Source organism: Streptomyces sp. NPDC012935, from assembly GCF_042900345.1.
Taxonomy (GTDB): domain Bacteria; phylum Actinomycetota; class Actinomycetes; order Streptomycetales; family Streptomycetaceae; genus Streptomyces.
The window spans coordinates 86560-108791 of record NZ_JBIBBC010000023.1 but is presented as its reverse complement, the minus strand read 5'-3'; the positions used below and the strand labels follow the sequence as shown (position 1 = coordinate 108791).

At 71.3% G+C, this 22232-nt stretch carries 21 protein-coding genes and 1 riboswitch; of the genes, 6 read left to right on the top strand and 15 right to left on the bottom strand.

Annotated features, from left to right (window positions below; translation table 11 throughout):
* Positions 1 to 3: 3 nt before the first annotated feature.
* Positions 4 to 675, bottom strand: coding sequence for an O-methyltransferase (locus tag ACFY5C_RS36955; protein ID WP_389453299.1), 672 nt, complete (start codon positions 673 to 675; stop codon positions 4 to 6).
* A 75-nt stretch (positions 676 to 750) separates the two neighbouring features.
* Positions 751 to 1884, bottom strand: a complete 1134-nt coding sequence (locus ACFY5C_RS36950; protein WP_389453296.1) for a DUF2330 domain-containing protein — start codon at positions 1882 to 1884, stop codon at positions 751 to 753.
* A gap of 306 nt (positions 1885 to 2190) precedes the next feature.
* Between ACFY5C_RS36950 and ACFY5C_RS36945 the strand changes: the two genes are divergently transcribed.
* Entirely contained in the window at positions 2191 to 4245 is a 2055-nt protein-coding gene (locus ACFY5C_RS36945; protein ID WP_389453294.1) for a phosphatase PAP2 family protein, read from the top strand.
* Here the strand turns inward: ACFY5C_RS36945 and ACFY5C_RS36940 are convergent.
* Positions 4199 to 5848, bottom strand: coding sequence for a hypothetical protein (locus tag ACFY5C_RS36940; protein WP_389453291.1), 1650 nt, complete (start codon positions 5846 to 5848; stop codon positions 4199 to 4201). The genes ACFY5C_RS36945 and ACFY5C_RS36940 overlap by 47 nt on opposite strands.
* A gap of 67 nt (positions 5849 to 5915) precedes the next feature.
* Positions 5916 to 6350 carry an ATP-binding protein gene (locus ACFY5C_RS36935; protein ID WP_389453289.1) on the bottom strand — a complete coding sequence of 145 codons (435 nt, stop codon included), beginning with the start codon at positions 6348 to 6350 and terminating at the stop codon, positions 5916 to 5918.
* Between the two features lie 93 nt (positions 6351 to 6443).
* On the opposite strand from ACFY5C_RS36935, the gene ACFY5C_RS36930 reads away from it, so the two are divergent.
* Both ACFY5C_RS36930 and ACFY5C_RS36925 read left to right on the top strand, forming a co-directional pair.
* Positions 6444 to 7292, top strand: coding sequence for a helix-turn-helix domain-containing protein (locus ACFY5C_RS36930; RefSeq protein WP_389453286.1), 849 nt, complete (start codon positions 6444 to 6446; stop codon positions 7290 to 7292).
* Complete coding sequence (locus ACFY5C_RS36925; RefSeq protein WP_389453283.1) at positions 7252 to 7596, top strand: DUF397 domain-containing protein; 345 nt, start codon at positions 7252 to 7254, stop codon at positions 7594 to 7596. Before ACFY5C_RS36930 ends, ACFY5C_RS36925 begins: the two co-directional genes overlap by 41 nt.
* Here ACFY5C_RS36925 and ACFY5C_RS36920 read toward each other — a convergent pair.
* Complete coding sequence (locus tag ACFY5C_RS36920) at positions 7580 to 8749, bottom strand: steroid 3-ketoacyl-CoA thiolase (RefSeq protein ID WP_389453280.1); 1170 nt, start codon at positions 8747 to 8749, stop codon at positions 7580 to 7582. The two genes, ACFY5C_RS36925 and ACFY5C_RS36920, sit on opposite strands and share 17 nt — an antisense overlap.
* Before the next feature lie 291 nt (positions 8750 to 9040).
* On the opposite strand from ACFY5C_RS36920, the gene ACFY5C_RS36915 reads away from it, so the two are divergent.
* A complete protein-coding gene (locus ACFY5C_RS36915) occupies positions 9041 to 10276 on the top strand; it encodes a cytochrome P450 (protein ID WP_389453277.1) in 1236 nt (411 codons plus the stop codon).
* A gap of 214 nt (positions 10277 to 10490) precedes the next feature.
* Here ACFY5C_RS36915 and ACFY5C_RS36910 read toward each other — a convergent pair whose 3' ends face one another.
* The 9 genes from ACFY5C_RS36910 to ACFY5C_RS36870 all read right to left on the bottom strand — a co-directional run bounded on the left by ACFY5C_RS36910 (position 10491) and on the right by ACFY5C_RS36870 (position 19289).
* Entirely contained in the window at positions 10491 to 10907 is a 417-nt protein-coding gene (locus ACFY5C_RS36910) for a transglycosylase SLT domain-containing protein (protein WP_389453274.1), read from the bottom strand.
* A 334-nt stretch (positions 10908 to 11241) separates the two neighbouring features.
* The gene (locus ACFY5C_RS36905; protein WP_389453271.1) at positions 11242 to 12108 is read right to left on the bottom strand and encodes an ECF transporter S component; all 867 of its coding nucleotides are present in this window, start codon (positions 12106 to 12108) and stop codon (positions 11242 to 11244) included.
* Positions 12105 to 13820 carry an ABC transporter ATP-binding protein gene (locus tag ACFY5C_RS36900; RefSeq protein ID WP_389453268.1) on the bottom strand — a complete coding sequence of 572 codons (1716 nt, stop codon included), beginning with the start codon at positions 13818 to 13820 and terminating at the stop codon, positions 12105 to 12107. The genes ACFY5C_RS36905 and ACFY5C_RS36900 overlap by 4 nt, the downstream gene beginning before the upstream one ends.
* Positions 13817 to 14992 carry an energy-coupling factor transporter transmembrane component T gene (locus ACFY5C_RS36895; protein WP_389453265.1) on the bottom strand — a complete coding sequence of 392 codons (1176 nt, stop codon included), beginning with the start codon at positions 14990 to 14992 and terminating at the stop codon, positions 13817 to 13819. The genes ACFY5C_RS36900 and ACFY5C_RS36895 overlap by 4 nt, the downstream gene beginning before the upstream one ends.
* Positions 14992 to 15657, bottom strand: a complete 666-nt coding sequence (locus ACFY5C_RS36890) for an SCO2322 family protein (protein ID WP_389453262.1) — start codon at positions 15655 to 15657, stop codon at positions 14992 to 14994. Before ACFY5C_RS36890 ends, ACFY5C_RS36895 begins: the two co-directional genes overlap by 1 nt.
* Complete coding sequence (locus ACFY5C_RS36885) at positions 15654 to 16889, bottom strand: prenyltransferase/squalene oxidase repeat-containing protein (protein WP_389453259.1); 1236 nt, start codon at positions 16887 to 16889, stop codon at positions 15654 to 15656. Before ACFY5C_RS36885 ends, ACFY5C_RS36890 begins: the two co-directional genes overlap by 4 nt.
* Before the next feature lie 512 nt (positions 16890 to 17401).
* A complete protein-coding gene (locus tag ACFY5C_RS36880; RefSeq protein ID WP_389453256.1) occupies positions 17402 to 17875 on the bottom strand; it encodes a nuclear transport factor 2 family protein in 474 nt (157 codons plus the stop codon).
* A gap of 34 nt (positions 17876 to 17909) precedes the next feature.
* The gene (locus ACFY5C_RS36875; RefSeq protein WP_389453253.1) at positions 17910 to 18938 is read right to left on the bottom strand and encodes an MBL fold metallo-hydrolase; all 1029 of its coding nucleotides are present in this window, start codon (positions 18936 to 18938) and stop codon (positions 17910 to 17912) included.
* Positions 18939 to 19031: 93 nt separating this feature from the next.
* Positions 19032 to 19289, bottom strand: coding sequence for a hypothetical protein (locus ACFY5C_RS36870; RefSeq protein ID WP_389453250.1), 258 nt, complete (start codon positions 19287 to 19289; stop codon positions 19032 to 19034).
* Positions 19290 to 19422: 133 nt separating this feature from the next.
* On the opposite strand from ACFY5C_RS36870, the gene ACFY5C_RS36865 reads away from it, so the two are divergent.
* Together ACFY5C_RS36865 and ACFY5C_RS36860 are read left to right on the top strand one after the other, a co-directional pair.
* Entirely contained in the window at positions 19423 to 20880 is a 1458-nt protein-coding gene (locus tag ACFY5C_RS36865) for an aldehyde dehydrogenase (RefSeq protein WP_389453247.1), read from the top strand.
* 2 nt (positions 20881 to 20882) lie between these two features.
* Positions 20883 to 21116, top strand: a complete 234-nt coding sequence (locus tag ACFY5C_RS36860) for a ferredoxin (RefSeq protein WP_389453245.1) — start codon at positions 20883 to 20885, stop codon at positions 21114 to 21116.
* 91 nt (positions 21117 to 21207) lie between these two features.
* A riboswitch (TPP riboswitch) is annotated at positions 21208 to 21386 on the top strand.
* 15 nt (positions 21387 to 21401) lie between these two features.
* Here the strand turns inward: ACFY5C_RS36860 and ACFY5C_RS36855 are convergent.
* Complete coding sequence (locus tag ACFY5C_RS36855) at positions 21402 to 22022, bottom strand: TetR family transcriptional regulator (RefSeq protein ID WP_389453242.1); 621 nt, start codon at positions 22020 to 22022, stop codon at positions 21402 to 21404.
* Positions 22023 to 22232 lie beyond the last annotated feature (210 nt).

The following is a 22232-nucleotide window of genomic DNA, read 5'->3' as shown; positions in this document are numbered from 1 at the left end:
GCCTCAGGCGAGGACGCGCGCCAGCGCGAAGCCGTCGTAGCCCTTGCTGCCCACCGTCTGGATCGCCGTGCCGCTCAACCTCGGGTGGCTGCCGATCAGTTCGATGGCGGTCCGGGTGCCCTGGATGTCGGGGGCCGTGCTGTCGGCGTCGACGATCCCGCCGCCGCGCACCACGTTGTCGACGACGATCAAACTGCCCGTGCTGGTGAGCCTGAGGGCCCACTCGACGTAGTGCGGGTTGTTGGCCTTGTCGGCGTCGATGAAGACCAGGTCGAAGGGGGCCGGGTTCTCGTCGGCCAGCTTGGGCAGCGACTCCAGGGCCGGGCCGACCCGGACCTCGACGAGCTTGTCCAGGCCGGCCCGCGCGATGTTGCGGGTGGCGACCTCGGCGTGCCTGGGGTTGTACTCCAGCGAGATCAGGCGGCCGTCGGCGGGCAGGGCCCGGGCCAGCCAGATGGTGCTGTAGCCGGCGAGCGTGCCGATCTCCAGGATGTTGCGGGCGCCCTGGATCTGGGCGAGGAGCTGGAGGAACTTGCCCTGGGACCGGCTGACGGCGATCGGCGGGAGCTCGGCCGCCTCGCTCTCGCGCAGGGCTGCCTGGAGCGTCTCGTCATCCGGTGAGAGGTGGGCGGAGAAGTACTCGTCGACGTCGTCCCAGAGCTGCGACTCGCTCATCGCCTTGCCTTTCCTATGGCTAGTTAGATGCGCTAACTACCCGTCTTCGCCGTCGGTGATACCAGGATGGTCGATTCAGGTGCCGGGCGCAGGCGGCTGCGCCGGGGGTGTCGGCAGCTCCGGCCGCCAGGTGCGTCGCACGGCGAACCAGGCCGCCGTCGCCACGGTCAGGGCGAGACCGCCCGTCACCGTCAGCAGCCACGCCGGGAATCCGGCCACGGTGCGCAGCCGGTCCTCGTGGATCACCTGCTGGAAGGGGTCGTCGGCCGGCGCGCGGCGCAGCTCGTGGTCGCCCACGATGCGTTCGGGATACGGGAACTCCTGGCCGATCGCGGTGAGGAACGGTGTGCCTGCCGCCAGTTCGGCGAGCGGGCCCGTCCGCTGCGTGACCCGGCCCGCGTAGGTGACGCGAGGGCGCTCCCCGCCGATCGGGGACGCAGGTTCCATGCGGTGTGCGGCAAGGACGTACAGGCCCAGGGACTGGGGCGTGTCCGCGAGGCGTGACAGGCGCATCGGGTAGACCGGCCGGTCGGTGCGGAAGGTGAGGTGCAGGGGGTCGAGAGTGCCGGTGAGGGGGGTGCCGGTGGTCTGCGGGGTGAGCTTGACGGCCACGTACTCCCAGCGTTTGTCGACGTACGGGCGCAGGGCTTCCGTCAGGCGGGGCGGCAGTGCGAAGCCGTTGCTGTCCAGCCAGCCGTCCAGGGCGCCGGGATCGGTGGCGGTCAGCCGGGCCACGTCGAAGGGGCCGAGCCGCTGGCGGCCGACGACGCCCACCGGAGAGCCGGCGCCGGGCGGGGGCGGCGGGGCGCCCGCGGTGCCGTCGCCGCCGCTCACCAGCGGCCAGTCACCGTCCTGGGGCCAGAAGTGGTGGCGGGTGCGGTGCACGGGGGCCGTGATGGTGTGCAGCTCGTCGAAGAGGGCCGGGTCTCCGAGGCGGACCGTGGCCCGGCGCGGCACCGGCATGATCCACGCGACCCGCTCGGCGTCCCCGCCGACGGTCAGCCGCATCACGACCTGCTCGCGTGCCCCGTCCCACCGCACGACGGACTCCTCACGCCCGACCGCCACGCGCGCCGCGTCGCCGGGCACCATGGCCCCGCAGCCGCACGCCCAGGCGGGCGCCGCGAGCTGGCCGAGCTGGAGGGCGAGCAACGCCAGGACGACCGTCAGAACCCGCCTGCCCGCACCTGCCCGCAGTAAGTCCGCCATCGCGCAGCCCCTCCCTCCCCGCAAGCCCCTCCACCACCGTGACGGCGGCCGTTCAGACGGTACGGCGGATGACGCGGTTCCGTGGCCGGGGCCCGGCGATGTGATCGATTCCGCCCCTCCGGGGTGACCCACCGGAGGCGGGCGAACCGCCCCCCGACTATCGTCTCCGGACAAAAGGAGAGCGGACGTCAGGTGAAGTCGGGGTTGCCTGCGTCTCTCTCTGCGGGGGTGCGAGCCGCATAGGGTTCGTAAGGATTCCTGACGCGTGGGACGTGTGTGACGACCGGGGCGGGAGGCCGACGAGGCGTGGCGAATGCGGATCACGGTGGGCGACCGGCGGAGGCACTCGGAGCCACGGCCGTCGGCACGGTCCAGGCACGTGTGCGCGTGGCGCGGCTCGGCCTGTGGCTGGTCGCCGCGGTGCTCGCCCTACGGCAGGTGGCCGTCGTCCTCAGTACGCCGCGCGGGGAGCGGCTGACGGATCTGGAGACCTGGGTCGGGGCGGACGGCGTCCTGCATGTGAAGGGTTCGCTGTACGACTCGACGCAGTTCACCGGTACGCCGTTCGGCGGGCTCGCCCTCAAGCCGCTGACCCGCGCCGCCGAACAGGCCCTCGGCTGGGGCTGGACGTTCGGCACCCTCCTGCTCGTCGTCGCCCTCGGCCTGGTCGCCGCCCGCGCTCTGCCGCAGCCGGTGAGCCGCAGGACCTCGCTGCTCGCGGCGCCCGTCGCGATCAGCCTGCTGATGCTCTCGCTGCCGGTGCGCAACACCCTCTACCTCGGCCAGACCAGCATCATGCCGGTCCTGCTCGTGCTGCTCGGCTGCTTCGCCGTCCGCGGCGAGCGCACCAGCGGCGTGCTCATCGGCGTCGCGGCCGCGCTGCAGCCGACCCTGCTGCTGTTCACCCCGCTGCTGTGGTTCACCGGCCGGCGCCGGGCCGCGCTCTCCACCGGGGCCACGTTCGCCGCGTGCACGGCGCTCGCGTGGGCGGCGATGCCGCGCGACTCGTACACCTACTGGGTGCACCACATGGCCGGCGTCGGGCTCGGCGGCCGGGCCGACGACCTCGGCAACCAGTCCCTGCACGGCGCCCTGCTCCGGCTGGGCCTGACCGGCCCGCTGGAGATCGCCCTCTTCCTGCTCCTCGGCGCCGCCGTCGCCGTCCTCGCGCTGCGCCGGGCCGTTCGCTACGCCCATGACGGGCAGCTCCTGCTGGCGGTGGCGATCACCGGCTGCGCGGCGATCGCCGTGTCCCCCACCGCCTGGCAGCACCAGCTGCTGTGGGTGCTGCTCGCGATCGTCGGCCAGGTCGGCAAACGGGACTCCGACCGGTACGTGTGGCCGGTCGCCGTCATCCTGATCATGACGCTGCCGGCGCGGATGATGGTGCCGGACAAGGTGATCCTCCACCCGCTGCGCGCCGACCTCGTCCTTCTGGCCGCGCTCGCCACGGCCGCCGTCGTGCCCTTCCTGTCCCGCACGTCGCAGTACTGGCAGACGCCGATCCCCACCCAGTACGCCACGCCGGTGCCGTCCCGCTTCCGGCACATCCCGCTGGTGGGGTTCCTGCGCCGGGTGATCACCCGCCCGAACCTGCTCTTCGAGCTGCTCCTCATCCGGGTCACGTACTACGCCTACGCCCAGATCCGGCTGGCAGCCGCGGGCGGCTCCAACTCGGCCGGCCGGGTCACCGCCGAGGAACACGGCGAGGAGATCTACTCGATCGAACGTGCCCTGCACATCGACATCGAGCGCTGGGCCAACCATGCCGTCGTACAGGTCGACTGGGTCCGCGACTTCTTCGACTTCTACTACGAGTCGTTCCACTTCGGCGTCCCGCTCGCCATCCTCGCCGTCCTCTACTGGCGCCGCCCCGTCGACTACCGCTGGGCCCGCACGGCCATCGGCTTCGCCACCGTCTTCGCCCTGATCGGCTTCTGGCTCTACCCCCTGGCACCCCCGCGCCTGATGCCGGGCCTGGGCTTCATCGACACGGTCCACGGCCCGCAGGACTTCTCCCGGCCCGACTACGGCACCCTCACCGAACTCACCAACCAGTACGCGGCGATGCCGTCCCTGCACTTCGGCTGGTCCCTGTGGTGCGGCCTGGTGATCCTCGTCCTCGCCCCGAGGTGGTGGATGAAGGCCCTGGGCCTCCTCCACCCCCTGTTCACGCTCACCGCGATCGTCGTGACCGGCAACCACTGGGTCCTGGACGCGGTCGGCGGTGCGGCCGTCGTGGGCGCGGGCTTCGGGATGACGTACCTCTTCCAGGGGCCGCGGGCCCGGATGGTGGCGGCACAGGCCGAGAAGGTCAGCAGTGACTCCCCGGCTCCGGCGAAGGCGCGTACTCCGAGCTGATCCGGTACGTGCCGGGGGCGGTGACGGTGAGGCGGGTGAACTCGCCCTGCCGGGTGAGGCAGCCGCCGCCGTCGGCGTGCAGCCAGGGGGAGTAGGCGACCCGCACGGTCGCCGATCCGGACCGGGACATGCGCACGACGAGGTCGGCGCTGGAGGTCGAGACGACGCTCGCGGGATCGGAGACGAGGGGTACGGCGTCCCGCACCCGGAAGATCCGCCAGTGCTCGTCCTGCCACACGGGCTCCAGCCACTCGGGCCGGTCCTCGCGTATGAGCCGGGCCTCGACCTTGGCGTACCCGTCCGGCTTGCCCAGCGGGAGGACGACGTAACCGACGGCCCAGCGGTCCAGCCACTTCCGGTAGGTCGCCGCGGAGAAGGAACCGTCGTAGAAGAGGCGGGCCCGCTCCATGTCCAGCTGGCGGTTCCAGCCGCGGGCCATGTTCACGTGCGGGGCGAGCCCGCTGGCCTCGCGGTGGTTGCGGGCCGGCACGACCTCGACGCGGGTGCGGTCGGCGCCGAGGTGGTCCAGCGCGCGGACCACTCCGTGGGTCTCGGCGGCCCAGGCGGGCACCGTGGTGGAGACGTACAGGTCGTCGCCGGTCTTCTTGGTGACCCAGCCGACCGAGAGGACGAGAGCGGCGATCAGCAGGTTCCGGCGGACCTTGGCGAGACGGGGCTGGGCCACCAGGACGGCGAGGAGGGCAGCGGGCGCGAACAGCTCGGCGAAGCGCTCGACGTTCGTGCCGATGGGGGATGGGATGAGATACGTCAGGACCGCGCCGGCCGCGTATACGGCACCGCTCCAGCGGGCCACGCGCCAGGAGCGCGGGGCGAGGAACGTGACGGCCAGGCCCAGGAAGAACGGCGGCCATATTCGGTCGGCGAACATCAACTGCTCGCCCTTGAAGGGGAAGAGGAGGGTCGTCACGCCGACGGTGACGGCGGGCGGGAGCAGGAGAGTGAGGGCGCGGGCCCACTCGCGGGTGAGGAGGAACGCGGCCCCCACGACGACGAGGAACAGCCCTGCCACGGGGCTCGCCATCGTCGCGAGGGCGGCGTACGCGGCGGCGAGGACGAGCCGCTTCTCACGGGTCAGCAGCAGACAGGCGGCGAGTCCGAAGGCCACACCGAGCGCGAAGGTGGTGCGGCCCGAGGCCACGTTGCACCACAGGGCGAAGGCCGCGAGGAGGGCCGGGCCGAGGGGGCGCGGGATGCCCTTGGCGCGCGTGATGAGGACCGCCGCGAGCCAGGTGGCCGCGAGGCCGGACACGACGGTGACCGTGCGGACGCCGAGCGCGGCCATCAGGTACGGCGAGATCAGGCTGTAGTTGGCGGTGTGCGTGCCGCCGTACCAGAACAGGTTGTAGGCCGAACCGCCGTGCTGGGTGGCGAAGCCGGTCCACGCGTCCTGCGCGGCCAGGTCACCACCGCCGGTGGCGAGGAAGAGGGCCCAGATCGCATAGAGGGGGACGGTGGGGAGCGTGGCCAGCAGGGGTATTCGGTACCGGGCCCAGATCGTGTCCAGCAGCCGCTCCCGGGCAGGGGGTGCCTGCTGCGGGGCGCTCGGGCGGGTGCGGGTGCGGGTGAGGTCGGCTTGGGCCACGTGATCGAAGACGTCGAATCGAGTGAGAGCGTTTACTGGCCGATGAAGTGGCTGTCTCCCCTCCGCTTCAGGCCGGCCAGCCACTTCCGCACCAGCACTCGAACCACACCGCCTTGCCGCCGTCCGCCACCGGATCCACACCCCACTTGCCGGCCACCGCGTCCAGCAGCAGGAGCCCCCGGCCGCCCTCGTCGTCCGGCCCCGACTGCACGGCGAACGCGGGCAGTTGAGCGAAGCCGTCCGTCACCTCGACCCGCACCCCGCCCGGCCGCCGCAGGATCAGCACCTCGCACCGGCGGTCCGGAACATGCCGTACGACATTGGCGACCAGCTCGGTCACGCCGAGTTCCACGGCGTCGGTGAGTGCGGGCATCGCCCACTCGGCGAGCAGCGAGCGGGCGATGGTGCGGATGTGCCGGGCCGAGTGCGCGCCGGCGGTGAGGCGCAGCCGGTACTGGGCACGGAAGGGGACCAGGGAGGTGGGGGGAATGTATCCGTTCACGGTACGAGCGTGACCTGGCGCAACTACTCTGGGCTACCGAACGGATACAACAGGTCCAGAAGTGGGCCGAGTTGCGTTGAGAGGGGCCGCTGCGTGACCCACATCCACACCCTCGACCCGGGCGCCTCGCCACTCGACTACTACGGCTTCGAACTACGCCGCTACCGCGAGGCCGCCGCGCTGACCCAGAAGCAGCTCGGGGACATCGTGTACTGCACGGGGTCGCTGGTCGGCCAGATCGAGACGGCACGGAAGCTGCCGACGTTGCCGTTCAGTGAGCGGGTGGATGTCGCGCTGGGGACGGGCGGGTCGCTGTCCCGGCTGCATGAGCTGGTGATGCGCAGTCAACTTCCGGCCTGGTTTCAGCAGGTGGCGGAGTTGGAGGCGCGGGCGATCGAGATCTGCTCCTTCCAGGACCACATGGTTCTCGGTCTCCTCCAGACCAGGGCATACGCCCGTGCCGTGCTCGGCGTCCTGGACGAAACCGACCTCGACGACCGCACCGAGGTACGGCTGGCGCGTAAGCGCATCCTTGAGAAGGGCGACCCGCCGCTCTTCTGGGCGATTCTGGGTGAGGCGGCGCTGTTCCAGGAGATCGGCGGCCGGGAGGTCATGCGCGAGCAACTCGCCCACCTGTTGTCCTTCGAGAACAATCCTCGGATCAACATCCAGGTGTTGCCGTTCGCGGCGGGTGCGCATGCAGGGCTGACAGGCTCGTTTGACCTCTACCGGTTTGCGAGCGATCCGACCATTGTCTACACGGAGAGCTACGGCAGCGGGCATCCGACGGCCAATCCGGACACCGTCGGGGACTGCTCGCTCCGATACGATCATCTCCAGGCTGCCGCCCTCTCCCTCAAGGACTCGGCGGAGCTGATCCGGCGTGTAAGGGAGGAGCGCTATGGCGAGCAACGCGATTCCGGCGGGGACCCCGTGGCGTAGGTCGTCCTACAGCAGCGACCAGGGAGGTCAGTGCGTTGAATGCGCGCCGCTCGGTGCTTTGGCGTGGCGCAAGTCTTCGCGCAGCAGTGATCAGGGCGGCGATTGCGTCGAATGCGCGACCACCGGCTCACTGACCTGGAGCAAGTCGACGCACAGCGGCGACCAGGGCGGCGATTGCGTCGAGGTCGGTGAAACGCACACCGTCATCGCCGTCCGCGACTCCAAGAACCCGGCGGGGCCGATCGTCACCCTCGACCCCGCCGCATTCAACGCGTTCCTGGGTTGGGCTACAACCGCTGAATGATCGTGCCGGTGGCGAGCCCCCCGCCCGCACACATCGTCACCAGCGCGAACTCCTTGTCCGCCCGCTCCAGTTCATGCAGGGCGGTCGTGATGAGGCGGGCCCCGGTCGCCCCCACCGGATGCCCGAGGGCGATCGCGCCGCCGTTCACGTTCACCTTCTCCAGGTCCTGTTCGAAGACCTGAGCCCAGCTCAACACCACCGACGCGAACGCCTCGTTGATCTCGACGAGGTCGATGTCCTTGAGGGACATCCCGGCCTTGCCCAGCACGGCCTTCGTCGCGTCGATCGGTCCGTCGAGGTGGAAGTGCGGGTCGGCGCCCACCAGCGCCTGGGCGACGATCCGCGCACGGGGCCGCAGCTTCAGGGCGCGAGCCATCCGCTTGGACGCCCACATGATCGCCGCCGCGCCGTCGCTGATCTGGGACGAGTTGCCCGCCGTGTGCACGGCCGTCGGCATGACGGGCTTGAGCCTCGCCAGGGCCTCCATGGACGTGTCGCGCAGCCCCTCGTCCTTGTCGACGAGCCGCCACATGCCCTGCCCCGCGCGCTGCTCGTCCTCGGTGGTCGGGACCTGGACGGCGAACGTCTCCCTCTTGAAGCGCTCCTCAGCCCACGCCGTCGCCGCGCGTTCCTGCGACACCAGCCCCAGCGAGTCGACGTTCTCGCGCGTCAGCCCCCGATGGCGGGCGATGCGCTCGGCCGCCTCGAACTGGTTGGGCAGGTCGACGTTCCACTCGTCGGGGAAGGGCTTGCCAGGACCGTGCTTCGAGCCGGACCCCAGCGGCACCCGGGACATCGCCTCGACGCCGCAGCTGATGCCGACGTCGATGACGCCCGCCGCGATCATGTTGGCCGTCATGTGCGACGCCTGCTGCGAGGACCCGCACTGGCAGTCGACTGTGGTCGCGGCCGTCTCGTACGGCAGGCCCATGGTCAGCCAGGCCGTGCGCGCGGGGTTCATGGACTGTTCGCCGGCGTGGGTCACCGTGCCGCCGACGATCTGCTCGACCGCGTCGGCGGGGATGCCGGTGCGGCCCAGGAGTTCGCGGTACGTCTCGCCCAGGAGATAGGCGGGGTGGAGGTTGGCGAGCGCGCCGCCGCGCTTGCCGACGGGGGTGCGTACTGCTTCGACGATCACGGGTTCCGCGGCCATGGGGAGTGTCCTCTCCTCGGTTACCCGCGCGGCGCGGGGGCGTCCCGGCCGGCCCCGCCACGCGGAACTAGAACACGTACTAGTTCCATTTGCAGTCTGCTGACAGCGCGTCGACTGCCGCAAGAGTCGTGCAGCGTCTGAAGTCTTGATCTGCGGAGATCTGCACGAATCCCGCACGCAATTCGGGGTGCCGTGCCTCTTGCCACTTGTAGAACCCGTTACTACCTTCGCGGCAATCCTTGTTCTGATGGTCCGTCAGATGGCTACATGGCTAGATGGCTGGAGTTGCCGATGCCTTGTCCAGCGCTTCCCGACGGGTTCGACTTCACCGACCCCGATGTGCTGCACCACCGCGTACCCCTCCCGGAGTTCGCCGAGCTGCGCCGGGCCGAACCGGTCCGCTGGATCCCGCAGTCGGGCAACGTGGCCGGGTTCCAGGACGAGGGCTACTGGGCGGTGACCCGGCACGCGGACGTCAAGTACGTATCCACGCATCCGGAGTTGTTCTCGTCCTCACTGAACACCGCGATCATCCGCTTCAACGAACACATCGAGCGCGACGCCATCGACGCGCAGCGACTGATCCTGCTGAACATGGACCCGCCCGAGCACACCCGGGTCCGCCAGATCGTCCAGCGCGTCTTCACCCCGCGAGCCATCCGGGCGCTGGAGGAACGTCTGCACGCGCGGGCGCTGTCGATCGCCGCCAACGCCCGGCAGCACTCCGGCCCCTTCGACTTCGTCACCGAGGTCGCCTGCGAACTGCCCCTGCAGGCCATCGCCGAGCTCATCGGCGTCCCGCAGGACGACCGGGCCAAGATCTTCGACTGGTCCAACAAGATGATCGCGTACGACGACCCCGAGTACGCCATCACCGAGGAGGTCGGGCAGGAATCGGCCACCGAACTCATCTCGTACGCGATGAACATGGCCGCCGACCGCAAGGAGTGCCCGGCGAAGGACCTCGTCACGACGCTGGTGGCGGCGGAGGACGAAGGCAACCTGCGCTCCGACGAGTTCGGGTTCTTCGTGCTGATGCTGTCGGTGGCCGGCAACGAGACCACCCGTAACGCCATCACGCACGGGATGCACGCCTTCCTCACCCACCCCGAGCAGTGGGAGCTGTACAAGAGGGAGCGCCCGGCGACGGCGGCCGAGGAGATCGTCCGCTGGGCGACGCCCGTCGTCTCCTTCCAGCGGACGGCCACTCAGGACACGGAGTTGGGCGGAAAGCGCATAAGGAAGGGGGAGCGGGTAGGAATCTTCTATGCCTCGGCGAACCACGATCCCGAGGTCTTCGACCAGCCGGACACCTTCGACATCACGCGTGACCCCAATCCTCACCTGGGCTTCGGCGGGGGCGGTCCCCACTACTGCCTCGGCAAGTCCCTCGCGGTCCTGGAGATCGACCTCATCTTCAATGCCGTGGCCGACGCCATGCCCGGCCTGCGACTGGTCGGTGACCCGCGCCGATTGCGTTCGGCCTGGATCAACGGCGTCAAGGAACTCCAGGTGACCGCCGGCTGAGGACGCACGGCGCCACACTCGGGCCGACGGCTTCCCGGCGCCGTCGGCCCGTCCCGAGGGAGGCAGGAGCACCCCTTATCCCTACGCCCCGTTCCTGCCTCCCCCGAGACGGCTCCGTCGGCACACCGGTCAATACACGTGGTACGCATGGCGAAGGCGACGGCCCCGGGGATCGGGGGCCGCCGCCTTCGGTTCAGGGTCCGGCGGGGTCGGCTCAGTACCAGCCGTTCGACTGCCAGAAGTCCCAGGCGCCACAGGCGCTGCCGTAGCGCTCCTTCATGTAGTCCAGGCCCCACTCGATCTGGGTGGCCGCGTTCGTCTTCCAGTCCGAGCCGGCCGAGGCCATCTTGTCGCCCGGCAGGGCCTGGACGAGGCCGTAGGCGCCGCTGGAGGAGTTGGTGGCGTTCACGTTCCAGTCGCTCTCGTGATCGACGATCTTGGAGAAGCACTGGTACTGGGCCGAGTCCGAGATCATCTTCTTCGCGACCTTCTGCGCCGAGCCGGCCTCGGTCGACGCGGCCTGGGCGGGCGCGGCGGCGAACAGGGTGCCGGCGGCCGTGGCGGCCAGGGCGGCACCGGCGAGGGCCTTCTTCGGGGCGGAGATGCGGCGGAAGGTGGAAATCGCGGACACGGAGAGCCTTTCTTCGGGGACAGGGGCCGCAGGCAAGCCGGAACCACGCGATGCGAGGCGGGGGCGTACGTCGGCGCCGCGGCCCTGAGGGCACGTCGGCGCCGTGCGACGTCGTCCAGAGAAACAGGCCCGGAAGGTGTCCGCAATGGGCCCTTTTGCTAGTTGTGGTCGTATGCGGGGGAGTGGAGCCCCGTGTGAGGTGGCTCTCAGTGCGCAGGTCAGGCCGGGTTTCGGCATGCACATGGCATCCGATTTGTCCGACTAAGGCGGATCGTAGGTGATGTGAGTCATGTGGGGTGGTTCACCGTGTGGATCACGGACCGCGCGTGGCCCCTCACCCTGTGGGAGCGTCGAATGTGACCGGGCTCTCGAATGCCGCCCGGCGCGTGGCACGGCGCAGCGCCCTGAGGATCACCGGGCCGAGAGTGACGGTCAGGACGACGGTGACGAGGGCCCGGCCGAGGTCCCAGCCGAGGGAGGTCGCCAGGCAGTACGCCACGAAGCGAGCCAGGTTCGCAGGGACGGCCGCCTCGGGGTCGAAGGCCACGTCCGAGGCCAGGGCGGACATGAAGGGCCAGCCGGCGAGGTTCATGATCGTGCCGTAGACGAAGGCCGCGAGGAAGCCGTAGACGGCCAGCATCAGCAGTTCCGCCCGCCCGCGCAGGCGGTCCGGGCCCGGCAGCAGGCCCGCGCCCATCGTGAACCAGCCCATCGCCAGCATCTGGAACGGCATCCAGGGACCCACCCCGCCCGTCAGCAGCGCCGACGCGAACATGGTCACCCCACCGAGCACGAACCCGAAGCCCGGGCCCAGGACGCGCCCGCTGAGCACCATCAGGAAGAACATCGGCTCGAGGCCGGCCGTACCCGCCCCGATCGGCCGCAGCGCCGCCCCCGTCGCCGCCAGGACGCCGAGCATCGCGACCGCCTTGGGGCCGAGCCCCGACTCGGAGATCGTGGCGGCGACCACCGCGACGAGAAGGACCAGCAGCGCCGAGAAGAGCCAGGGCGCGTCCTGGGCGTGGGCGCTTAGCTGGGAGCTGGGCGGCGTGAGAAACGGCCAGCCGAACGCCGCGACGCCGACCGCGCTGACGAGGGCCAGGGCGGCGATGGAGCGGGGGCCGAGGCGGACGGCTCGGGCCTGGCGGGCGGGGCGTGCGGCTCCGGTTCGGGGAGCGGGGTGCGGGGCGTGGGCCTTCATGCCAGCGCCTCCCGTACCTGGGCGACCGTGAGCCACTTCTGCGGGGCCAGGATCTTGGCCACCTGCGGGGCGAAGGAAGGGGAGGCGACCACCACGTCCGCCGCCGCGCCGTCCGCGATCACCTCGCCGTCGGCGAGGAGGATCACCCGGTGCGCCAGTTCGGCGGCGAGCTCCACGTCATGGGTGGCCAGGACGATGGCGTGCCCCTCCGCGGCCAGCCCGCGCAGAATGCCGAGCAGGCGTGCCTTCGCCGCGTAGTCCAGGCCGCGGGTCGGTTCGTCGAGGAGGACAAGGGGCGGCTTGGCGGTCAGGACGACGGCCAGGGCCAGGGTGAGGCGCTGGCCCTCGGAGAGGTCGCGCGGGTGGATGTCGTCCGGGATGTCCGGGAGGAGCTCGGAGACGAGGGCGCGGCAGGTGCCCGGTGCTGCGCCGGCGTCGGCGTCGGCTGATGTGCACTCCGCCGCGACCGTGTCGGCGTAGAGCAGGTCGCGGGGTTCCTGGGGGACGAGGCCCACTTTGCGTACGAGGTCGCGGGGCTGGGTGCGGTGCGGGACGGCTCCGCCTACGTGCACCGTGCCGGCGGAGGGTTCGACGAGGCCGACCAGGGTGTTGAGGAGCGTGGATTTTCCGGCGCCGTTGCGGCCCATGAGGGCGATGGTTTCGCCGGGGGTGACGGTCAGGTCGACGCAGCGTAGGGCTTGGATTCGGTCGCGGGTTACGGCCAGGGCCTGTACTTCGGCCGAGTGGGGGGAGGGTGGGGTGGGTCCGGTGCGTTTGCGGCGGAACCAGCGGGGGGTGGCGCCCAGGGGGGTGGGGGGTGCGGACTCGTCGCGGGTGCTGGTCGGTTGTGGCTGGTCGCGCAGTTCCCCGCGCCCCTTTAGGGCGTTGTCGTCCCGCCCCTCAAGTCGTTGCCGTAGGTTCGTCGCCTTTCGCCTCGCGTCCCTGACCGTCAGGGGCAGCGGGGACCAGTCCGCCAGGCGGCCCAGGGCCACGACCGGGGGGTACACCGGCGATACGGCCATGACCTCCGCCGGGGTGCCCAGGACGGGGGCCGCTCCGGGCGAGGGGAGCAGGACGACCTGGTCGGCGTACTGGATGACACGTTCCAGGCGGTGTTCGGCCATGAGGACCGTGGTGCCGAGGTCGTGGACCAGGCGCTGGAGGACCGCGAGGACCTCTTCCGCGGCGGCCGGGTCGAGGGCCGAGGTCGGCTCGTCGAGGATGAGGACCTTGGGGTGCGGGGTGAGGACCGAGCCGATCGCGACGCGCTGCTGCTGGCCGCCGGAGAGGGTGGCGATGGGGCGGGCCCGGAGGTCGGTGAGGCCGAGCAGGTCGAGGGTCTCCTCGACACGGCGGCGCATCACGTCCGGCGCGAGGCCCAGCGACTCCATGCCGTAGGCGAGTTCGTCCTCGACCGTGTCGGTCACGAAGTGGGACAGGGGGTCCTGCCCGACCGTGCCCACCACGTCGGCGAGTTCGCGCGGCTTGTGGGTGCGGGTGTCGCGGCCGGCCACCGTGACGCGGCCGCGCAGGGTGCCGCCGGTGAAGTGCGGGACCAGGCCGCTGACGGCGCCGAGGACGGTGGACTTGCCCACGCCCGACGGCCCGACGAGGAGGACGAGTTCGCCCTCCGGCACCTCGAAGTCGACGCCCTGCACGGTGGGTTCGACGGCGCCGTCGTAGGTCACCGATACGTCCTCGAAGCGGATCACGACGGCTCCTTGGGGATCACGAAGGCGGGCAGCAGGCCCAGCAGTACGGCCGCCGCCGGCCACAGCGGGAGGGCCGGGGCGACCAGGGGCACCACACCGGGGTGCAGCGCCTCGGGGTCGCGGGAGGCGGCGAGGGTGAGCAGTGCGGCCACCGCGACGCCGGAGCCGGTCACCAGCCAGGCGCGGGCGTCCCAGCGGTCGGGGCGGTAGCGGGTGCGAGGGGTGCGGCGGCCCCCGAGCCGGAGTCCGGCCAGCGCGGCGGCCAGCCCGGCGAGGAGGACGGGCAGGCCGTAGGTGGCGCCCTGGGCGGTGAGCAGGCCGTACGTTCCGGCGCAGACGCCCAGCAGGCCGCCGAGGGTGAGCGCGGTGGTGGTGCGGCGGACCGGGGCGGGAACCTTGGCGGTGCGGCCGTATCCGCGGGCGTCCATCGCGGCGGCGAGGGCGACCGAGCGCTCCAACGCGCCCTCCAGGACCGGGAGTCCGACGTGCAGGAGGCCGCGGATGCCGCGATCGGGTCGGCCGCGCAGACGCCGGGCGGCGCGCAGGCGCTGGACGTCGGCGATCAGGTTGGGGGCGAAAGTGAGGGCGACGACCACCGCCACGCCCATCTCGTACAGGGCGCCCGGGAGGGACTTCAGCAGGCGGGTGGGGTTGGCGAGGGCGTTCGCCGCGCCCACGCAGATCAGGAGCGTGGCCAGCTTCAGGCCGTCGTACAGGGCGAACACGAGCGCCTCGGCGGTGACCGTTCCACCCAGGCGGATGCCCTGGGCCCAGTCGGGGAGGGGGACTTCGGGAAGGGTGACGATCACGTGGGTGCCGGGGATGGGGGAGCCGAGGGCCACGGCGAAGAAGAGGCGGATCAGGAGGACGGCCAGGGCGAGCTTGACGAACGCGGAGTAGGAGCGGGCCCAGGGGGCGTTCGGGCGGCAGGTCGCCACCACGTAGGCGGACGTGGCGATGAGGAGGGTGAGCAGGAGGGGGTTGGTGGTGCGGGTGGCCGCGGTGCCGAGGGACAGGGCCCAGAGCCACCAGGCGCCGGGGTGGAGCTGTGCGCGGGGACGCGGCTTGGGGACGGGGCCGCCTGCCGGCGCCGGCGGGGTGCCGTCTCCCTTCGGGACGGGCACCTCCCCGGCGGCACGAATGCCCGCAGGCCGGCTGGGGCGGCTTGCCATCAGGTCCGCCGCCGCCGCGCCTGCCACACCGCTGCCGCGCCCAGCACCGCCACCACTCCGATCCCCGCCACCAGCCCCAGCGACGGACCGTCGTCCGAGGCGTCCTTCTTCGCGGAGGACGCCTGCTCGGAAGGCGTCCCCTCGGACGCCGTCGACTTGTCGCCCCCGGCCATCTGCTCCCCGCACCCCTTCTCCGGATAGCCCCCGATCGCGCACAACAGCGCGTCCGTGGCGTACCGGAGGGGCTTGGCCACGGTGGCCAGGGCCTCTGCCGTGGTCGCGTCCGGGGCGACGCGGGCGCATACGGTGCGGCGGGCCGGGGGCGTCTCGCCCGACGGGGCGTCGGCCGCCGTACCGAAGTCGATGACGAGAGCCACCCGCTTCTTGCCGTCCTGTGCGGGCGTCCGCGCGCAGATCACCTCGAACTCTGCCGCGCCGCTCGGCTGGGCGGCGTCCTTCGAGTCCTCGCTGACCGCGAAGCGGAAGCCCTGGACGTCGCCGTCGGAGGGCCGGGCCGTGGAGGGGCCCTGGGTCGCGTACGTCCACTTGGCGCCGTCGCGGTCCCAGAACGACCAGTAGCGGTATCCGGCCGCCTGGGCGGCCTGGGCCGCGCCGGTCACGAGGACCAGCGCGACCAGGAGGAGGGTGAGAGCGCGGCGGATCACGATCGCTTGGCCTTGTTGCGGCCGCTCAGCAGGAAGCCGACGCCGATGCCCGCGACAAGGCAGACGCCGACGAACCACCACACGCCGAAGCCGTTGTCGTCGCCCTCCTGCTTGTCCGAGGCCTTCGCCGACGCCGTCACCGACCCGTTCGGCGCCGACTGCGGTGCCGGGCCGGTCGCGTTGAGCTGCTTGACCAGGTCCGTGCCCCCGAAGCCACGCGGGTCGGCGCCCGTCGCGTGGGCGGCGAAGATCAGCTGGGCGTAGGCGGCCGGGCCGCTCTGCGCGGCCCACTTCGCGGAGTTCTGCTCCAGCCAGCGCAACGGCTTCTGCGCGGCGCCCGCCCCGCTCTGCGCGGCGAGGGCGACGACCGCGTCGGCCGTGTTGCCGTAGTCGGGCTGGTCCTCGGCGCCCGGGAGTGCCGACGTCAGGTGACCGTCCTTGGCGAGGGCCTGCGTCAGGTAGGCGGCGCCGTTGGCCGCGGCCCGCTCAGGGGTCGCGGAGCCGGCGTCGCTGCAGGACGGGTCCGACTGCTTGCCCGCGCTGACCACGAGACCCTTGCCGAGCGCGCCGACGACACCCGCCGCGGTCGCGTCCGCGTTGGCGGCCAGGCCGCCCTTCTTGTCCGGCTGGAACGCGAAGGCACCGGCGTCGCTGCCCTTGCAGGGCAGAGCCAGCTCGAGCAGGGCGTCGTACGGGGACTTCCCGCCCTTGACGACCTCCGCCGGCTTCTCGCCCGCTGCGGCCAGCGCGCCGACCACGACCGACGTCGAGTTCGTGTCGGTGGCCCCGCCCGCCGTGTAGCCCCAGCCGCCGTCCTTGTTCTGGACCGACTTCAGCCAGGACACCGCCCTGTCGGCCGCGAGGTCGTGCCCGCCGAGCGCGGCCAGCGCCTGTACGGCGGCGGCGGTGCTGTTGGTGTCGATGAGATCCTTCGGGCCGCAGTCCGCGCTCGTGTCGGCGCGGTAGGGCGCGAAGGCCCCGTTCGCGCACTGCTGCCCGACCAGCCAGTCCACCGCCCCCTTCGCCGGCTTCACGTCCACGGTGTCCTGCGCGAGCAGGGCGAGGGACTGGCGCCAGACGCCGTCGTACTTGGGGTCGGAGTCGCCGTACAGCTCGGCGGGGTACGCCTTCGACGGCGACGTGGAGGGGGTCGGGTCGGCGGCTACGGCGGGCGCGGCCGCGCCGATCACGACGGTGGCGGCCAGGGCCGCTGCGCTGCGGCGGACGTACATGATCGGCGGGTGCCCTTCCCTAAGGGGAACCGGGCAGCACAGGGGAAACCCCCGGCGGCTCGGCTCCGTATACCTCGACGGTGCCGCGCTCCGGCAGGCTGCCGGTGCACGTGAGCCGGTCACTGTCCCGTACGCGGCGATCCGGCTCACCGGCCTTCGATGACCGGTTCACGAGGGGGTCCCTCCCAGGCCCTTAGGGCACTGGGGGAGGGTCAGCGCCGGATTTGCACCGGCTTTCCCCCGTACGGGTGTGATGACGACGCGGTCACTCTACCGGCCCGTAGGGAAGTGGCTGAGGGGAGGTTGAGGGGAGGTTGAGGACGGGGGTAGCTGCGCCCCGAACCGAGCAGCCGTCCGGTCCTCCCCGTGATCCCCATGCGGCCGAAAGGGCGACCCGGGTCTGGACTGGGGCATGTCCGCGGTGATCCTCGCGCAGGCGGCCCCGGCGGACGAGCGGTACGCCGCGCCGGCCGGCGCGATGCTCGCCGCCCTCCTCGCCGACCCCTCGGCCCTCACCCGGGGCGGCCTGACGGAGGCCCCGCGGACGCTCGCGGGGTCGGGCCGCCGAAGGCCAGGTGGAGGACTCGGGCGCAGAGCAGCCAGGTGCCGTCCGGCGACCTGCGGAACGTGTCCTCGTAGTGACCCACCTGGACCGGAGGCCCCGGCGGGACCAGGCCGCCCTCGTGGCCGTCGACCCGGTACGTCGTGAAGTACGAGGTCGCCGTCGCGGTGCCGGGGGACGTCACCGTGACGAGGACGTCGGACATCAGACGGCGCGAGAGCCGGTCGGCGGGACGGGAGCCGAAGTACTCGGCCAGCGCGTCCCGCCCCGCCACGAGCCGTTCTCCCGCCGGCCACTCCCACGTGCCGTCCTGCGTGAACAGCTCGGCGACGGAGGCCGGTTCGCCGAGGTCGAGGCGGTGGACGAAGTCGACGACGAGGCGCTCGCAGGCTCGCTCGGCGAGCAGCAGTTCCATGGGGTCCATGGCGTCCATGGTGATGCTTCGCAGGGGTGACGCCTCACACGGCCACGTACGTCACCGGCTCACTCCCCGCCACCGCCTCAGCCCGCCCCAGCTTCACCAGTCGCCGCAGATGGGCCTCGGCCTCCGCGATCGCGATGTTCCGTGATCCGTAGGGGATTTGGTCCCACGGCCGGTTCCACTCCATGCGTTCGGCGAGTTGCCAGGGGGTGAGGGGGGCGGCGAGGAGGGTGAGGAGGCCGGTGAGGCGGGTCTCGTGGTGGTTCAGCAACTCGCTCACGCGGGCGGGGGCGTCGGTGAACGTGTGCTGGTGGGCCGGGAGGATCTCGGCGGGGGTGAGGCGGCCGACGCGTTCGAGGGAGGCGAGGTAGTCGCCGAGGGGGTCGGTGACGGTGGTGTCGTCGGGGTCCTCGTACAGGCCGATGTGCGGGGTGATCCCGGGGAGCAGGTGGTCGCCGGAGAACAGGCGGCCGTGGCCGGGAAGTTGGGATGGGTGGTCCTCCTCCAGGTGCAGGCAGACGTGGCCCGGTGTGTGGCCCGGGGTCCAGATCGCGCGCAGGCGGCGGCCGGGGAGGTCGAGGAGTTCGCCGGGGACGATCTCGCGGTCGGGGGCGGCGGGGGTGAAGCCGGGCAGGGTGCTCGGGCGGCGGGCCGTGCGCAGGGGGGCCACGTGTGCGTCCGGGGCTCCGGCCGCCGTGAGCTTGGCCGCCATGTAGGAGAACCAGCGCTCCGGTCGGGTGGTGCGGGTGCGCCGTACGATCGCCGCGTCCGCCGCGTGCATCGCGATCCAGGCGCCGGAGGCCTCGCGCACCTTGCCGGACAGGCCGTGGTGGTCGGGGTGGTGGTGGGTGATCACCACGCCGTGGATGCCGGCGGGCGCGGTGCCGCAGGCCGCCAGGCCCTCGGCGAGGGTGTCCCAGGAGGCCGGGTCGTCCCAGCCGGTGTCGATCAGCACCGGGCCGCGGTCGGTGTCGACGACGTAGACAAGGGTGTGTCCGAGCGGGTTGTCGGGGATGGGGACCTGGATGGACCGCACGCCACCGCCGTGGTCGTACACCTGCGCCATGGGCTCCCCAATCGCCGCGACACTTTCCGGCCGACCGGCCCACTATAACTAGAACAGGTTCCGATGGGAGCTCGAGTCATCTACCCCTGTCGTCTACCAGCAGTTCGGCGAGAGCAGGGTGGGGAAGTGCTCGCAGGAATCCCACGCCGGCATCTCGACGGGTTCGGCCCGTTTGAGGCGCTCGGGAGTCCAGAACTTCCTGATCTCCTCGGGGCTCTTCGTCTCCCGGTGCACGGACACCCCGTTGCCGCTCTTGACGTCGCCCCAGGTTGATGCCATCCATGCGGCGCCGCCGACGCCCACCGCCATGGCCGTGGCGAACGCCGCCCAGTCGCGCCCGCGCGCAGCCATCCCATGCCCCCTCGCTGTCCCGCTCAGCGTAGGGGCGAGGTGTGTGCTCTCCGTGGACTCCTCCGGGTGGAACTGGTATCAGTTCCGTGTATCTGATGGATCGTCAGAGTCCCGCTCTGGGGAGGCAGTCGCCATGACCGAGCTCGTGGAACACGGACAGCTGTTCATCGGCGGGGAGTTGACCGACCCCCTGGGCAAGGACGTCATCGAGGTGATCTCGCCGCACACGGAAGAGGTCATCGGACGCGTGCCGCACGCCTCGCCGGCCGACGTCGACCGGGCCGTCGCGGTGGCGCGCAAGGCGTTCGACGAGGGGCCCTGGCCGCGGATGAGCCTCGACGAGCGGATCGAGGTGGTCACCCGGATCAAGGACGCCATCGCCGTGCGGCACGAGGAGATCGCCCGAGTGATCTCCTCCGAGAACGGCTCCCCGTACTCCTGGAGCGTCCTCGCGCAGGCGCTCGGCGCGATGATGGTGTGGGACTCGGCGATCACGGTCGCGCGGAACTTCCCGTACGAGGAGACACGCGACGGCGTGCTGGGGAAGATCCTCGTGCGGCGCGAGCCGGTCGGGGTCGTGGCCGCCGTCGTGCCCTGGAACGTCCCGCAGTTCGTCGCCGCCGCCAAGCTCGCGCCCGCGTTGCTGACCGGGTGCACGGTGATCCTCAAGCCGTCCCCGGAGTCGCCGCTCGACGCCTACCTCCTCGCCGAGATCGCGAAGGACGCCGGGCTGCCCGAGGGTGTGCTGTCCATCCTCCCGGCGGACCGCGAGGTGAGTGAGTACCTGGTCGGACACCCGGGGATCGACAAGGTCTCCTTCACCGGGTCGGTGGCGGCCGGCAAGCGTGTCATGGAGGTCGCGGCCCGCAACCTCACCCGCGTGACGCTGGAGCTGGGCGGCAAGTCGGCTGCCGTGGTCCTGCCGGACGCGGACGTCGAGGCGACCGTCGCCGGTGTCGTCCCGGCGGCCTGGATGAACAACGGCCAGGCCTGCGTGGCCCAGACCCGCATCCTGCTCCCGCGCTCCCGCTACGACGAGTTCGCCGAGGCCTTCGCCGCGGCGGCCGGCGCGCTGGTGGTCGGCGACCCGCTGGACCCGGCGACCCAGGTCGGCCCGCTGGTGGCGCAGCGCCAGCAGCGCAGGAACCTCGACTTCATCCGCATCGGACAGGAAGAGGGCGCGAAGATCCTGACCGGCGGCGGGCGTCCGGCGGGGCTGGAGAAGGGCTGGTACGTCGAGCCGACCCTCTTCGGGGACGTCGACAACTCGATGCGCATCGCCCGCGAGGAGATCTTCGGCCCGGTGATCTGCCTCCTGCCCTACGGCGACGAGTCCGAGGCCGTCAAGATCGCGAACGACTCCGACTACGGCCTGAGCGGCAGCGTCTGGACGGCCGACACCGCGCACGGCATCGACATCGCCCGCCAGGTCCGTACCGGCACCTACTCGGTGAACACCTTCAGCCTGGACATGCTGGGCCCGTTCGGCGGCTACAAGAAGTCCGGCCTGGGGCGGGAGTTCGGGCCCGAGGGGTACGGGGAGTACCTGGAGCACAAGATGATCCACCTGCCGGCCGGCTGGGAGGCGTAGGGATGGGCGACCGCTGGCACGTCGAGGTCGACCGGTCGGTGTGCATCGGCTCGGCCCAGTGCGTCCACCACGCCCCCGACGGCTTCCGCCTCGACACCGCCCGCCAGTCCCATCCGGCCGACCCGGAGACCGACGCGAACGAGACGATCCTGGCGGCGGCGGAGAGCTGCCCGGTGGAGGCGATCGTGATCACGCTGCTGGGGAGCGGGGAGCCGGTGTTTCCACCGGAGGAATAGGCGGTGGAGCAGGCGGTGGAGTAAACGGCAAAAAAATATGCTTCAGGGGGTTTCATCCCTGGGTGGGCGTTCTATCCTGGAAATTGGCCTACGGGACGAGTGAGGGAGTCCGAACCGGAGTAGCCGACTCAGGCAGGAAGCACACGGCTTCCGCCAGGGCCGACGTCGACGGTCCGGGCTGAGAGGCCGGAAGGCAGCAGTTGGGCCGGAAGGCGACCCCCAGCACCTGATCCGGACAATGCCGGCGAAGGGAACCCGTCTCGTAGGTTTTCCTGTGCGTGGAACCTACTTGTGCCCTTCCGGGCTCGTCAGGTCGATCAGCCGGCACACCGTCTCGATGTCGATCTTCACCTGGGCGATCGAGGCGCGGCCCGACAGCCAGGTGATCAGTGCCGAGTGCCAGGTGTGCTCGATGACGCGGACCGCGGATAGCTGCTCGGGCGTCGGGTTCTCCAGGCCCATCGCGTCCAGGATGATCACCGTGGTCTGCCGGGAGACCTGGTCGACCTCGGGGGAGACGCTACGGTCGGCGAAGGTCAGGGCGCGGACCATGGCGTCGGCCAGGTGCGGCTCGCGCTGCAGGGCGCGGAAGGCCCGCATCAGGGTCTCCGCGACCCGCTCGGCCGCCGTCTCCCCCTGCGGCGGCTTCTTGCGCAGCGTGCCGTGCATGTGCTCCAGCTGGTCCTGCATCGTGGCGACCAGCAGGTGCACCTTGGACGGGAAGTAGCGGTACAGCGTGCCGAGCGCCACCTGCGAGGACTCCGCGACCTCGCGCATCTGCACCGCGTCGAAACCGCCCCGGCTGGCGAGCTGCGCACTGGCGTGCAGAATGCGCCGACGGCGGGCCTCCTGCCGCTCGGTGAGGGGCGGTGAGGCGGGGCTCGCGCTACTGACTTCCGCAGGCATGGATCCCGTTCCGTGACAGTCGGTGAGGGTGAGTGACCGGACAGAGCATGCCAGCGCGTGGGCCGTGGCGTGAATCACCTGATCCATCGCTCACAGCGGCGCTACCTGCCGGTAGATTCAGAGCCTCTTGAACGATCAAGTCTGAAACTTGTTCTAGATTAGCGTCCCGGCGTAATCTCGCGGGACAGTGCAGGGAGAAGGGGGCCCAGA

Bases quoted from the DNA above. Each gene is read 5' to 3' on its own strand.
- ACFY5C_RS36870 (WP_389453250.1), bottom strand. From the start codon at position 19,289: ATGGCTGCGCGCGGGCGCGACTGGGCGGCGTTCGCCACGGCCATGGCG.
- ACFY5C_RS36950 (WP_389453296.1), bottom strand. From the start codon at position 1,884: ATGGCGGACTTACTGCGGGCAGGTGCGGGCAGGCGGGTTCTGACGGTC.
- ACFY5C_RS36915 (WP_389453277.1), top strand. From the start codon at position 9,041: ATGCCTTGTCCAGCGCTTCCCGACGGGTTCGACTTCACCGACCCCGAT.
- ACFY5C_RS36865 (WP_389453247.1), top strand. From the start codon at position 19,423: ATGACCGAGCTCGTGGAACACGGACAGCTGTTCATCGGCGGGGAGTTG.
- ACFY5C_RS36920 (WP_389453280.1), bottom strand. From the start codon at position 8,749: ATGGCCGCGGAACCCGTGATCGTCGAAGCAGTACGCACCCCCGTCGGC.
- ACFY5C_RS36880 (WP_389453256.1), bottom strand. From the start codon at position 17,875: ATGGACCCCATGGAACTGCTGCTCGCCGAGCGAGCCTGCGAGCGCCTC.
- ACFY5C_RS36905 (WP_389453271.1), bottom strand. From the start codon at position 12,108: ATGAAGGCCCACGCCCCGCACCCCGCTCCCCGAACCGGAGCCGCACGC.
- ACFY5C_RS36955 (WP_389453299.1), bottom strand. From the start codon at position 675: ATGAGCGAGTCGCAGCTCTGGGACGACGTCGACGAGTACTTCTCCGCC.
- ACFY5C_RS36875 (WP_389453253.1), bottom strand. From the start codon at position 18,938: ATGGCGCAGGTGTACGACCACGGCGGTGGCGTGCGGTCCATCCAGGTC.
- ACFY5C_RS36855 (WP_389453242.1), bottom strand. From the start codon at position 22,022: ATGCCTGCGGAAGTCAGTAGCGCGAGCCCCGCCTCACCGCCCCTCACC.
- ACFY5C_RS36925 (WP_389453283.1), top strand. From the start codon at position 7,252: ATGGCGAGCAACGCGATTCCGGCGGGGACCCCGTGGCGTAGGTCGTCC.
- ACFY5C_RS36895 (WP_389453265.1), bottom strand. From the start codon at position 14,992: ATGGCAAGCCGCCCCAGCCGGCCTGCGGGCATTCGTGCCGCCGGGGAG.
- ACFY5C_RS36885 (WP_389453259.1), bottom strand. From the start codon at position 16,889: ATGTACGTCCGCCGCAGCGCAGCGGCCCTGGCCGCCACCGTCGTGATC.
- ACFY5C_RS36860 (WP_389453245.1), top strand. From the start codon at position 20,883: ATGGGCGACCGCTGGCACGTCGAGGTCGACCGGTCGGTGTGCATCGGC.